The organism is Colwellia sp. BRX10-4 (assembly GCF_014077465.1).
Classification (GTDB): Bacteria; Pseudomonadota; Gammaproteobacteria; order Enterobacterales; family Alteromonadaceae; genus Colwellia_A.
Map to the genome: position 1 here is coordinate 13,316 of NZ_JACGVZ010000015.1, position 13,514 is coordinate 26,829.

Here is a 13,514-nt window from a genome sequence, read left to right on the forward strand (position 1 = left end):
AGACAGCCTTATTTATGCTTTAGAATTTGATCAAGTTTATTTTTTTGATCATTGCTTAACGGTTGTTGGGCATTTTTAACCGGCTTTCGACGAATAATAATAACAACGACTATCACACCAATAAATAATAGCCCTGCAGGGCCATACCATAAAAGATAAGTTAAGCTAGAGACCCTAGGGCGATATAAAACAAATTCACCGTAGCGTGACACCATAAAATCAACAATCTCCATATCAGCCTTACCTTGTTGAAGCATGTCATAAACTTCACGGCGAAGATCTTCGGCAATAGGTGAATTAGAATCAGCCAAATTTTGATTTTGGCATTTAGGGCAACGTAATTCTTTATTAAGGGCATTAAAACGAATTTCTGTGACCTTATCTTTAAAGACATAAGTATCAACCGGGCCGGCTAAAACAAATGAACTGAGCAAGGTAACCGTCGTTAAAAATGCGGCAACTAACAATTTATTGAACATCATTACTGGCTTCCTTTGCTCGTTGACGAAACTAAAAATTCTGCTTCTATTTGAGTAATAAGGGGCTCAAATTCATTTTGCCAAACTTGCGGCGTTAATGGACCCGCATATCGCTTGCGAATAATATTACTGTGATCCACCACAAAAGTTTCTGGTGCTGCGTATACCCCTAGATTAACACTTAATTTTCCCTCTTCATCAAAGGCTGAGAATTGATAAGGATTACCTAACTCGGTTAACCACTTTGCGGCATCAACACGTTGATCATCATAATTTAAACCATAAATAGTAAAACGATTTGTTTTAGACAATTCGTTCAAATATTCGTGCTCATAACGACACGATGGACACCAAGTTCCCCAAACATTCACCAGTTTTATACCCGGTTTAAAGTCAGCTGTCGTGACAGTTCGATCAGCGTTTAATACCGAGTGTAAGCTGAACTCAGGGAATTTTTTACCAATCAACGCCGAAGGTAACTCTGTAGGATTAAGCGATAAACCGCGAAATAAAATAGCCCCTAAAGCGATAAACAATATCAGTGGAATTAAACGAATTAACTTACCCATCAAGCATTTCCCTGATTATTTGTTGCTAGTTTATCAGCGCTAGCTGTGTTTATTGACTTGCTCTTAGTGGTGTTACTGACCTTTTTACGACGGTAGCGTTTGTCTAATATCGCTAAAAACCCACCGAACGACATAAATATTGCCCCCAACCATATCCAACGAACAAAGGGTTTGTAATGAACACGAACTGCCCAAGCATTTCCTTCTAAGGGATCACCTAATGCCACATAAATATCACGAAATAAACCTGGGTCAATACCCGCTTCAGTCATTCCCATGGTCTGTACTAAGTATGTGCGACGTTCCGGTTTCAAAAGCGTAACAAAGTCACCATTATTGTAGACTTCTATCTGGCCTTGTTCGGCACTATAGTTAGCACCTTTTACCTGCTTAATACCTTTAAAAACGATTTCATAATCGGTATCAGAAATTTTAACTTTCTCATTGACGTGAATTTTTACGTTAGTTTCACTTTCATAAACAGAGACTATCGTTACACCAACAATAGTGATCGCTATCCCCATGTGAGCACAGGTCATACCCCATTGGCTTAATGTCAACTTAGAGAATTTCCCTTTGTCACTACCCGAGTTTATTTGATTAATTAATTCTTTAAGAACGACCAGAAAAACCCAACAGGCTAAACCTATCCCCATGGTAACCAAAGGTACAAATTCACCACCGTATAAAAATGGGAAAGCAATACCAACAATAACGCTGATCACTAATGGACTCATCATTTGTTTACGCAATTCACCTTGCTTAGCTTTTTTCCAGCGAATTAACGGACCAATTCCCATGACAACAAAAAGCAAACTCATGATCGGCACAAACACCGCATTAAAATACGGAGCCCCAACAGAAATTTTTCCTAAGCCCATAGAATCAACCAACAACGGATACAAGGTGCCCAGCAAGACAGTAACCGTTGCCACTACTAAAATAATGTTACAAATAAGCAGTGCCGTTTCACGAGAATACAAGGCAAAACGACTAAACGTTTGCACTGTACTTGCTCTAAAGGCATAAAGTGTTAATGAACCACCGACCGCAATTGCCAGTAATAATAAAATAAATAAACCACGACCAGGGTCTGCGGCAAACGAATGTACAGAAGTGATAACACCTGAACGTACTAAGAAAGTCCCCAACAGGCTTAAACTAAAGGCAAATATTGCTAATAACACGGTCCAATTCCTGAACGTACCACGTTTTTCAGTTACCGCTAATGAATGGATAAGTGCCGTACCAACCAACCATGGCATAAAGGAAGCATTTTCTACTGGATCCCAGAACCACCATCCGCCCCAGCCAAGTTCGTAATAAGCCCACCAACTACCTAAAGCGATACCTAAAGTTAAAAATATCCATGCGGCAACAGTCCAAGGTCTTGCCCATCGAGCCCAAGCAGCATCTAACTTGCCACACATTAACGCAGCAACAGCAAAAGCAAAAGCAACAGAGAAACCGACGTAACCTAAGTAAAGCATCGGCGGGTGAATAATTAAGCCAATATCTTGTAGTAATGGGTTTAAATCGCGACCTTCTGTGGGGACCATCGGCCATAAGCGTTCAAAGGGGTTAGAGGTTAATAACGTAAACAGCATAAAGCCAACAGCTATCATACCCAATACCGCTAATACCCTAGCAATAAAGGCTTCGTCGATGCCTTTACTGAATTTAGCAACGGCGGCGGTCCAAGCAGTGAGTGAAAAAACCCACAACAACAGCGAACCTTCATGCCCACCCCAGACGGCACTTATTTTAAAATAATAAGGTAAAAAAGAATTTGAATGACCTGCAATATATTTGACGGAAAAATCGTCAACGACAAAGCTCCAACCGAGAATAATAAGACTAATGGTAGTAAAGGCAAACATACCGAAGGTTAAGGGTTTAGCATAGCCGACTAATCGCTCTTGATTACTTGCCAATCCTACTAATGGAATAATGCTTAAACATATTGCAAAAGCTAAACCAATTATAAGGGCGAAATGTCCTAACTCAGGGAGCATTACTTCAGGGATCATTACTTTCTCCGATTCAGCGTATATACTGAATACAAAAATTATCAATTAAAGACACCATTAATATGGCGTTTTAGTGAGTTTGTTGTTCAATTAACGGTAAATAGAAAGTTAAAGAAAAACAATTCAAACTAAAAATTTTGGTAATTCTAGCACTATATGGTGAGTAATTTCATCAATGTAATACGAAAATAAATGATTAATTTTCTCATTGCTAGGGCTAGCCTTTACCGACCGATATAGTATGATAATACCCAACTTGGTATTACGATCTAAATCAACTCTTTATGTAGCAAATTACGTTAATAGTTGTTCCATAAATTTGGTATTTAAATTATTTAAAAAGTGATTCTTTTGGCAAACTCTCAAAATATTCAACCACCGAACGAACGAGCGAATAAACAAGTATTGCTCTGTGCTAACGAATTAACTTGTATTCGTGAAGATAGAATATTATTTGAAGCACTTAATTTTTCAGTATCTAGCGGTGATATTATACAGGTGGAAGGCCCAAATGGATCAGGTAAAACTAGCTTATTACGTATTTTAGCCGGTTTATCTCAACCCTATGACGGTAGCGTGTTATTCCAACAAGAAAATATTGTTGACCATAGCGATACCTTTCATCAAAACTTACTCTATTTAGGACATTTACCGGGCGTCAAAGGTGAAATGACCGCTCAAGAGAACCTAGTGTTTAATCTTGCCTTGCATGGCAATGACATTTCAACAGCAGAAGAAACCTTAGAAAAAGTAAACTTGTTAGGTTTTGAAGATGCCCTTGCCTCACATTTAAGTGCCGGGCAGCATCGGCGTATTGCACTTGCACGTTTATGGCAAAGTACCGCGCCTATTTGGATATTAGACGAACCTTTCACCGCCATCGATAAGCGTGGTGTCAATACATTAGAGCAATTGTTTCTCGCACATGCTCAGCGTGGTGGCTGTGTTATTTTGACCACACACCAAGACTTATCATATCCTGAAGATAAGGTGAAAAAAATCACTTTAGATTACCGATTTTATTAGAGATAATAACATGACAACCGTTAATAATTTATCATATACGTCCGCTTTTAGCTTAATCATCAAAAGAGATCTTACAATTGCCTTTCGTCATCGCGACGATATTATTAATCCACTGTTATTTTTTATTATTGTCGTGACTTTATTCCCACTGGGTATTGGTCCTGAGTCGACAACTTTAGCGCGCATTGCACCGGGAATTATTTGGGTTGCGGCTTTACTTGCGACATTATTATCACTCGACCGCTTATTTAAATCTGATCACGAAGATGGTTCCTTAGAACAAATGATGCTGAGCCCTCATCCCATATTTATATTGGTGCTTGCTAAAATTATTGCACATTGGTTGGTTACTGGCTTACCCCTTATTTTTATTGCGCCGTTACTTGCCGTATTGTTACATTTAGATGAAAATAGCTATGGCGCATTAATGCTCACATTACTTTTAGGTACACCCGTGCTCAGTTTACTCGGTGCTATTGGTGTTGCGCTAACGGTAGGTATTAAAAAAGGTGGCGTATTACTCAGCTTATTAGTCTTACCGCTGTATATTCCAATATTGATTTTTGCGACAAGTGCCATAGATACTGCGGCAATGAACTTACCTTACAGCGGACAACTTGCTATAATTGCCGCATTGTTTTTTGGCTCGTTAACCTTAGCCCCCTTTGCTGTTAGTGCAGCGCTAAAAGTGAGTACCAACTAATGTGGAAATGGTTACATCCTTATGCAAATCCAGAAGTGTCGTATCGCTTTGTCGGTAAACTATTACCTTGGATTGCAAAAATTACGATTACTTTACTCACTATTGGCATTATCTGGGCGTTAGTTTTTGCGCCAGCTGATTACCAACAAGGTGACAGTTTCAGAATTTTTTATATCCATGTGCCAACAGCTATATTATCAATGAGTATATATATGGCTATGGCATCAGCAGCTTTTTGTAGTTTAGTCTGGCAGTTCAGGCTGGCTGATGCATCGGCGGCAGCCATGGCCCCCGTAGGAGCGGTTATTACCGCTATAGCATTATTTACTGGCGCCGCATGGGGTAAACCTATGTGGGGAACTTGGTGGATTTGGGATGCCCGTTTAACATCTGAATTAGTGCTACTTTTTCTCTATTTAGGTGTTATTGCTTTACACAATGCCTTTGAAGATAAAAACCTTGCAGGTAAAGCCGCAGGTATTCTATCACTCGTTGGCGTTGTCAACATTCCTATTATTAAATATTCTGTCGAATGGTGGAATACCCTTCATCAGGGAGCAACCGTAAGTAAAATGAGCGCTCCCTCAATGAGTATGGATATGTTCTGGCCATTTGTTATCTGCTTTTTAGGCATCGCCATGTTGGTAACATTTGTTATTTCTATCCGTTTTCGTACCGAAATATTAGCACGTAATAGCATGCGTCCTTGGGTACGTGAATTGATCACCGCAGAGGGCATTAAATAATGCAGTTTGATAGTATTTCAGCCTTTTTTCATATGGGTGGTTATGCTTTTTTTGTTTGGTTGTCTTATGGCGTTAGTGCTTTTTTATTAGCCGCGTTAATTTATAGCAGTCTTAGCAACCATAAAAAGGTTAAACAAAAAATAGCACTTCGTTTACAGCGCGAGAAGAAGTTACGCAAAGCGGCTCAACAAAATTCAGCGCAAGCAGAGCAAACTGATAGCAATATCGCTGTTTTAAAAAATTTACCCAAAAACTCTAATAAGGTTGTTTCATGAATCCACGTCGTAAGAAACGTTTAACCATCGTTATATCTATTTTAGTCGGCCTAAGTGTCGTTGCTGGATTTGTGCTTTATGCATTAAGCCAAAATATAGATCTTTTCTATAAACCCTCTGAAATATATCAGGGTAAAGATGATACCGGCATAAAGCCTATTGACGGCCAACGTCTTCGCATTGGTGGTTTAGTGGTACCTGGTAGTGTTAAGCGTGACCCATCAAGTTTAGACGTGACTTTTGAACTTGTAGATATGAGAATGCCGATAGTTTTTAATGATTCTGACCCTGTCATCAAGGTGCATTATGACGGCATACTGCCTGATTTATTTCGTGAAGGCCAAGGTATAGTCGCAAATGGTATGTTAGTTAATGGCAATTTTATTGAGGCCTCTGAAGTGTTAGCTAAACATGACGAGAACTACATACCCAAAGAATTAGCTGATGACATGGGTGAAAAGCATCAAAAACCCAGTTACAGTAAAGAACAGTTAGAAAAGAAAACCTACTAGTAAAAAACAAAAAACGCTACACCAAGATAAATATTATATTTGTCTTGGTGTAGCGTTTTTTATTGTAATTGTTTAATTGTTTAATTGTTTAATTGTTTAATTGTTTAATTAAGCAACATCATAAGCCGAAATAATACGATCACCAATTTTATTAAGAATATTAATCTCACCTTCACAAACAGCAATAATCGACTTACCTTTCTTAAAGCTTTCAGGAATAACCACACGCCCTTCTGCAGATTGTAAAAATGATTCAATCTTATGTAGAAGTTCTAGGGAGTCATCACTGTAATAAATCAAGGTTACTATCTTTTCTTGGTAGATTTGCATTATTCACTCTTATTATTGTTGAGCTATAAATTCATCAAGTTAAAGCCACTTATAAACTTTATTGTTCAGCAATAGCTAAAAATAAAAAATCAGTAAGCCTTGTACCCAAACAAAGTAACACAGTAAAAAACACAAAGCTAATTATACAATCAAATCAATAAGTTAAGTTAACACTAAGTTAACTCGGAGTTATCTTTAAGCAATTGTTGTATCTTACTGTAAATTTTAAGTAAAAAAAAACCCTGAGTATAAAACCCAGGGTCGATCAAATCAGATCGTTTAACGCATCCTCAACTAGTGAGATCGGATATCCATATGGATAAATTTTTCAAAATATTTAGAAACTGTCCAGAGAATCTATATTATTTCCAACTTTTCATTTTATGGCCCTTAAGCGCATAAAATAGAATAAATAAATAACAAGGTAACATCACAATATAACCCCCTTGTTGACCGAGTGATGAACCGCTTGCCAAGCCCCAAAATAGTGGACCAAATGCCCCTCCTGAAATACCCATAACTAATAATGCCGAGCCCACACTGGTTAATTTTCCCATTCCAGAGAGTGCTAATGGAAAAACAGCAGGCCAAACAATCGCATTAGCCAAACCAAGCAATGCAATAAGCATCAAGGTATCGGGTAGTTCTGCCCCTCCAAAAGGAACAAGGACTATATTAGCGATAGCGTATGAATTATTGTTACCAAAGACCACACCTAAACTTAGCACCAACCCCAGCAGGGCTGAAACAGTTAAGGCTTTTTGTTGAGAAATAAAACGAGGAATTAAAAAGATCCCTAATATGTAACCTACCACCATACATATCATAGTGTATGAGGTCATTATGCTGTAATTTTCAACGCCTAGAGACAAGGCAAATGTACCTATTGTGTCGCCAGCTATCACTTCAACCGCAACGTAGAAAAAGATAGTTAATACACCTAATGCTAGATTGGGGTGAGATAATGCTTCTTTAATATGTCCTTTGCTATTTGCTCCTTCTTCCTCATCTTCACTGGGTAATTCTGGAAGTGATGATTTTTTCACAGCAAAACCGAGTAAACCAATGAAAATCGCCATACCTAAATAAGGAAGTACCAACGAGTTAGCCATCTCATCAATACTGGCTTGGGTTAGTACTTCGGTTGAATGACCTTCAAAGCCACTCAAAATTAAGGCGGTAAAAACTAAAGGCGCAATAACACCAGCACCTTTGTTTAAAATTCCCATAACACTAATACGTGCTGCAGCAGATTCCTCAGGACCTAAACGGACAACATAAGGATTAACAGCTGTTTGTAATAAAGTAATACCCGAACCCATCACTAACTGAGCAAACAAAAACAAGGCAAAAATTTGGGTTTGAGCAGCAGGAATAAATAATAAGCCTGCTACCATCATGGTGGCCATTCCCAAAGCCATACCATTTTTATAGCCTACTTTACGAATAATCGTTGCTGACGGCAGCGCAGTAAAAGTAACAGCAATATAAAAGGAGAATAATATTAGTGATGCTTGAAAGGGTGTCAGCTGGAGTATTTGTTTTAGGTAGGGCATTAATGACCCATTAAGCCAAGTAGCAAAGCCTAATATAAAAAAGAGTACCGCGACAATTGCCATAGGCAATGCATTACTTTTGGGTTTATCACTTGTTATTATCTGTTCCATATATTCCTCAATGTTTGTCTTGTTATTATTGTTTTATGATAGGTTAAATTAGTTATTTTCTATAAATGGCTTGCCCTGAGATCCAGGTCGATTTCACGGTAAAATTATCGTTAAGCTCAACAAAGTCAGCTTGACTATCTATTGTTAAACTGCCACGAATATCACTTTGCTTAATATAATTGGCCGGGTATTTAGAGGCCATTCTAAGCGCTTCATCTAAAGGTAACCTCAGGCCTAAATGAGTATTTGCTACTGCTTGCGCCATATTCAACACCGACCCTGCCAACTCCCCTGTTGTTGACGTTAACTTGCCATTTTCAAGCCGCACTTTTTTACCAACTAAAGTAAACTCAACATCGCTTGTACCTACCGGTGGCATTGCATCGGTGACTAAGAAAATCGTTCCTGCAGGTTTAGTTTTAAGCGCTAATTTACAGCTCTCGTAATTAACATGATGACCATCAACAATTAAGCCACAACTTGCTTGATCATTGAGCAAAGCACAACCGGTTACACCGGGCTCTCTGCCCTGTATTGCCGACATAGCATTATACAAATGAGTAAAGCCGTCAGCACCCGCCTCTAACGCTTTTTGTGCGGTGTTAAAATCAGCATTGGTGTGGCCTAAGCACACCTTAATACCCAACGAAACCATGCGAGCAATGTCATCAACATTTACTGTTTCAGGGGCAAGTGTCACCAGTATTTGCCCGATATCTTTACGTTCAAGCACTTGCCACTCTTGTGGTGAAATGGCGCGAATGTGCTCCTCAATATGTGCCCCTTTTTTAGCAACAGATAAATGTGGGCCTTCAAAGTGAATACCAATAATACCTGGTGTTTTTTCTGCCATTGCTTCTGCCATTGCTTTTGCAGCCTGTTGCATCACTGATATTTTATCGGTTATAAGGGTAGGTAACATCGCTGTAGTACCAAACTTGGCATGAGCGGCCATGATAGTTTTAATGTTTGTTAATGATGGAGAGTCGTTAAATAGTGCACCTCCGCCTCCGTTGACCTGTAAATCAATAAAGCCTGGGACCACTAAACCATCAAGTACATCATCAACGTCAGAGATATTATTATCAAATGCTGTGATTTTTCCATCGGTGATCGTTAACACTTGGTGGTCAATAAAGTTTTGACCATCAAATAATTTTTTAACGTAAAGACGAAATATAGTCATAGCAATGCTTGTTCCTTAAATTATATCAATTAATTGGCTAGGTTTTACTTTAAAGCAAGTTGTTGTTTAGCATAAATCACTGAACCCACTTCTGGTGGATGTTTTGGCTCAATCAATTGTCGTTTAATATCTTTATCTAACCAAGGTTTTATTCTTGGTGTTAAGCCACCAATTAATGCAATGGCGGGTGGATTTTGCTTTAATAACTGCCTAGCCACATGGCTAATATATTCAGCGCCTTGTGTAACAATATCTAACGCGATTTTGTCACCTTCTTCAGCAGAGTCAAAAACCAAATTAGCCATAAGGGCATAAAAAGCTGCTGGCTTACCAGCAATCACTTCGACTAATTCAACATCATCTTTGACATTTAATAACGCTAATACTTTGTCATTAATGGATGAATGAGGAATGAGACCATCGAGTGATAACAAAGATTGTTTTGCCGCCTGTAACCCAAACCATGCACCGCTACCTTTATCTCCATGAGGAAAACCATGAGCGCCAACAATATATGGATGACCATCAACATATGAAAAGCCACATGAACCAGTCCCCGTTATCATCACTGCACCGTCTTTACCATCGTGAGCTCCAAGACAAGCAATAAGTAAATCAGTGGCAAGATACATCTTTTTAAACGGATGCTGCCAGTTTGACATTTGTTCAAATAAAACCGGTAAATTCACCCCTGCAAGACCAACACCGGCAATGATATTACCAAGCTCACTTTCATCAATCCCAGCATTTTTAAGTGCTAACTTAGCAGACTCAGCAATTGAACTTATAGCCTGTTCATAACCGTGCAACGGGTTAGCAGGCCCTGCAATGCCAGTACCTAATATTTTATTATCATTCGACACTAGGATAGCTTTACATTTGCTGCCACCGCCATCTATGCCTAAGAATATTTCGTTGTTGCCGCTGCTGCTCAGCATGTTGACCTCATGTCTCTATATTTATTATTTTAATCACAATGCTCAATAAACAGCCAGTGCCTAAAATGTAATCTGATTTTATCTTAACGACAAATGACAGCGTTGTCATTTGTTTTTTTAATAAAAAGGCTTTTTTTATTTTTCTATTACAAAATAAATAATGAATAGTCTGATTAAGACGGCTTTGTTAACTAGCCCGCCAAGAGCGTAATCCCTAAATTAGTGGCTATTAATCGTTACTGCCCGACCTTTACGTTGTCCATCAAAGCTAATACTGCGAACGTTTACTGTGCCCTCAATAGCTACTGGCCCTTGGTAACGGGTCCAATTTCCCGCTGGTACTTGATACTCAATAGCGATACCAGGAAAAGCAATGTTGGCATAAAGTTTCCCCTCTTTTACCATGGCACCTACGGTAGGTAATCGATAAAAAATGTTATCATTTTCTAATTTAATTAAGGCTTTTTGACCGATAGTATTCGCAAACAATTGCCACTGTTGATCGCGCTGGGCTTTTTTCTGTGCACTAAAAACTTTAGTTGCCTGATTGTACTTAGCACCTTGATAATTATAAGGAACTGTCCAATCAGCTAAGTGCCATGCACGCTCGGCTAAAGCGAAGAGTCGTGGAAATAATTTATATTGCGCCATATGGTCAGTGCGAGTATTTTCACTCCATAACTGCCCTTGGATACCGAGGAAACGATTACCTAACTTCATCGGGGTTTGGCTATCATCGGCTTGATAAGGGTTGTCTTGACGGTCTAACCAAAACTCCGCATGAATAGGTAAATTGTTGGGTATAAATTGAAAGACTTTTTCGGTGTTAGTGTGGCGGGAGGCCCAATAATAACCATGTTCTTTGGGATCTGCTTCATAAGGGAAATCAAAATATAGTACATCGGGTGATGACAGCACAACTTGCCAATCTCTATTGACCAATTGATGGGTTTTGTTATGACCTCCCCACGCTAATGTATCCCAAGCATTCGACTGAACAATAGCTGGCATATTCTCTTTGCGGGTATGCTCCATACCATCGCTCCAACCTGCAGTTTCTATGTCTAATGCGGATAAAATACCAGCAACACGCTCAATAAAATAAGCACCAAGTTCACTCATTTTTTTGACACCTTTATCGTTATTGGCAATAAAGTCTTTACAGGCTTGAGACTCTATCCAAGCGCCCGCAGTTTCATCTGCGCCAATGTGATAACGCGTTAACGGTTGACCACCATCAGCATGAATTTTCTTAACTTGAGTCATCACTTCAGTAACAAAATCGTAAGAAGACTCTAAACAAACGTTGATGGTATTATCATTGTAAAATTGCACGGATGAATAGACCGTTCGGTCATTAGCATCATGGAGGATAAACTGTTTTGCTTTGTCATCTTGCTCAGCTATAGCGTATTTTTTACTACGCGCTGCCATCGCTTTAATCGCGGCACGCGAATGCCCAGGCATATCTAAAGAGGGGATCACTTGAATATGACGGGCCGTTGCCGCTTTTAATATTTCTTGATAGTCAGCCACAGAATAATAGCCATTGACTTCACTTTTAGGGTCAATACCCGCGCCCAGTTGTGGTAATAAACAATTTTTATCGTTTAAATCAAAACAGCGCCTACTACTCACTTCGGTTAACTCGGGGAGCGAAGGGATTTCTAATCGCCAGCCTTCATCATCACCTAAGTGTAAATGTAGCTTATTAAGTTTATAAGCTGCCATTTGATCAAGCAGCGTTAAAATAAAGGTCTTATCGTGAAAGTTACGCGCAACATCAATTAACAAACCGCGAAACTCATAATGAGGTTCATCATTAATCGTTAGCACAGTTACTTGCGTTGAACCTAAGGTGATTAAGCTTGATAATGATTGCAAGCCATTAAAAACACCAGCGCCGTCAACACCTGTTATCTTAATATCTGTTGTGGTGATGTCTAATTGGTAACTACCAATCATTTTGCTGTTGTCTTCAACCAGTCTTAACGTGACAGGCTTACCTTGAGTATTATTAGCAATACCTAAGGTATCTAAGCGATTAATGGCTACGATAACATCATCTTTTTCGACATTGCCATAATCAACATTAATACCAGAAGTAAGACTAAGCTGAGCATTATTCTTACTATAAATAATCGACTTTGGCGTAGGTATAATCACCTTGCTCACATCGAGCTTTTGCTCACCTAATTGGCTATTTCTTTGATATAAACTTGCCGCATCGAGCCACTGAGTAGAATCTTGGGCGGTGCGTTTAAACTGCTTTTCAACATCAGTGAATGGCACAACATAAGGCAGTACTTCTAATCCTGTTTCACTGTTTGTATATGGCTTGGTACTGGCTATTACACGCGGTTGTAAATTATTTGCACTGACAATATAGTTAGGTAAAGCATCTGTTTCAGACAACGACCAAAACATAGCTCTAAACAATAAGGTTTTGGTTTCACCTGCAGTAAAGCCTTTAAAATTATCATTCAACGATATTTTATGTAAATCGCCATTAATATGAACAACAGAAAATTCATCACTTTCAAAGGATTGAATAGGCGCAATTTGGCTAAAGTGAATATGCCAATCTTTACTAGTTATAGATTGAGTCGTGGTGAAACTTAGCTCAACTTCAAAGCAATTACCGTCGGCGATATTTATATCACACTTATCACTGGGTATATTGGTCAATACTTTATACTTAACATTGAGGGTTTCAGCAATCTTGTCGATATCAATTTGAGTCGCGCTTACTGGGCTGTTATGTGTTGCTATTACAGGTAGAGCATCGGTCATTGAATCCGGTTTCGGTCCACAAGCGATTAATGTCGAGGTTGCAGTAATTAACAGTGCTAAAAGTTTTCTATTCATTATTTATAAGACTCACATGCTGTTGACGTTTGGTGTGAAAAATAATTTTCAACTTTGGATAGGCTTACAATCTCTTATTTTGACAGCGCTGTCAAAATAAATATACTACAAAATATAATAGTTAGTAAAATCGACAATATTTTTGTTATAAATATTGTAGGATACCAATTAGCTTTGATTTAATA

Annotated in this window: 13 protein-coding genes; 5 read left to right on the plus strand and 8 right to left on the minus strand. The window is 38.7% G+C overall.

Annotation, left to right across the window (positions count from 1 at the left end):
• Nucleotides 1-8 precede the first annotated feature (8 nt).
• From H4J67_RS12560 to H4J67_RS12570, 3 genes are read right to left on the minus strand one after another with little or no spacing between them, the layout of a single operon-like run.
• The gene (locus tag H4J67_RS12560; protein WP_404842795.1) at nucleotides 9-482 is read right to left on the minus strand and encodes a cytochrome c-type biogenesis protein CcmH; all 474 of its coding nucleotides are present in this window, start codon (nucleotides 480-482) and stop codon (nucleotides 9-11) included.
• Nucleotides 482-1,048, minus strand: a complete 567-nt coding sequence (locus H4J67_RS12565) for a DsbE family thiol:disulfide interchange protein (RefSeq protein WP_182203929.1) — start codon at nucleotides 1,046-1,048, stop codon at nucleotides 482-484. Before H4J67_RS12565 ends, H4J67_RS12560 begins: the two co-directional genes overlap by 1 nt.
• Entirely contained in the window at nucleotides 1,048-3,063 is a 2,016-nt protein-coding gene (locus tag H4J67_RS12570) for a heme lyase CcmF/NrfE family subunit (protein WP_182172756.1), read from the minus strand. Before H4J67_RS12570 ends, H4J67_RS12565 begins: the two co-directional genes overlap by 1 nt.
• A 366-nt stretch (nucleotides 3,064-3,429) precedes the next feature.
• On the opposite strand from H4J67_RS12570, the gene ccmA reads away from it, so the two are divergent.
• The 5 genes from ccmA to ccmE are packed head-to-tail and all read left to right on the plus strand — an operon-like array spanning nucleotide 3,430 to nucleotide 6,340.
• Complete coding sequence (gene ccmA, locus H4J67_RS12575) at nucleotides 3,430-4,104, plus strand: cytochrome c biogenesis heme-transporting ATPase CcmA (RefSeq protein ID WP_259366814.1); 675 nt, start codon at nucleotides 3,430-3,432, stop codon at nucleotides 4,102-4,104.
• Nucleotides 4,105-4,114: 10 nt separating this feature from the next.
• Nucleotides 4,115-4,807, plus strand: a complete 693-nt coding sequence (gene ccmB / locus H4J67_RS12580; protein ID WP_182203931.1) for a heme exporter protein CcmB — start codon at nucleotides 4,115-4,117, stop codon at nucleotides 4,805-4,807.
• A complete protein-coding gene (locus H4J67_RS12585) occupies nucleotides 4,807-5,553 on the plus strand; it encodes a heme ABC transporter permease (protein WP_182172595.1) in 747 nt (248 codons plus the stop codon). Before ccmB ends, H4J67_RS12585 begins: the two co-directional genes overlap by 1 nt.
• Nucleotides 5,553-5,828: a heme exporter protein CcmD gene (gene ccmD, locus H4J67_RS12590; RefSeq protein WP_182172597.1), complete on the plus strand. Its 276-nt coding sequence runs from the start codon at nucleotides 5,553-5,555 to the stop codon at nucleotides 5,826-5,828. The genes H4J67_RS12585 and ccmD overlap by 1 nt, the downstream gene beginning before the upstream one ends.
• A complete protein-coding gene (ccmE, locus tag H4J67_RS12595) occupies nucleotides 5,825-6,340 on the plus strand; it encodes a cytochrome c maturation protein CcmE (protein ID WP_070375826.1) in 516 nt (171 codons plus the stop codon). Before ccmD ends, ccmE begins: the two co-directional genes overlap by 4 nt.
• A 108-nt stretch (nucleotides 6,341-6,448) precedes the next feature.
• Here the strand turns inward: ccmE and H4J67_RS12600 are convergent, their stop codons facing one another.
• From H4J67_RS12600 to H4J67_RS12620, 5 genes are all read right to left on the minus strand, one after another.
• Nucleotides 6,449-6,670 carry a TIGR02922 family protein gene (locus H4J67_RS12600; protein ID WP_070375825.1) on the minus strand — a complete coding sequence of 74 codons (222 nt, stop codon included), beginning with the start codon at nucleotides 6,668-6,670 and terminating at the stop codon, nucleotides 6,449-6,451.
• A gap of 362 nt (nucleotides 6,671-7,032) precedes the next feature.
• Nucleotides 7,033-8,325: an N-acetylglucosamine MFS transporter NagP gene (gene nagP, locus H4J67_RS12605; protein WP_182203965.1), complete on the minus strand. Its 1,293-nt coding sequence runs from the start codon at nucleotides 8,323-8,325 to the stop codon at nucleotides 7,033-7,035.
• Between the two features lie 64 nt (nucleotides 8,326-8,389).
• Nucleotides 8,390-9,523, minus strand: coding sequence for an N-acetylglucosamine-6-phosphate deacetylase (gene nagA, locus H4J67_RS12610; protein WP_182203933.1), 1,134 nt, complete (start codon nucleotides 9,521-9,523; stop codon nucleotides 8,390-8,392).
• A gap of 44 nt (nucleotides 9,524-9,567) precedes the next feature.
• Nucleotides 9,568-10,461, minus strand: coding sequence for an N-acetylglucosamine kinase (nagK, locus tag H4J67_RS12615; RefSeq protein ID WP_182203935.1), 894 nt, complete (start codon nucleotides 10,459-10,461; stop codon nucleotides 9,568-9,570).
• A gap of 219 nt (nucleotides 10,462-10,680) precedes the next feature.
• A complete protein-coding gene (locus H4J67_RS12620; RefSeq protein WP_182203936.1) occupies nucleotides 10,681-13,329 on the minus strand; it encodes a family 20 glycosylhydrolase in 2,649 nt (882 codons plus the stop codon).
• Nucleotides 13,330-13,514: the final 185 nt, after the last annotated feature.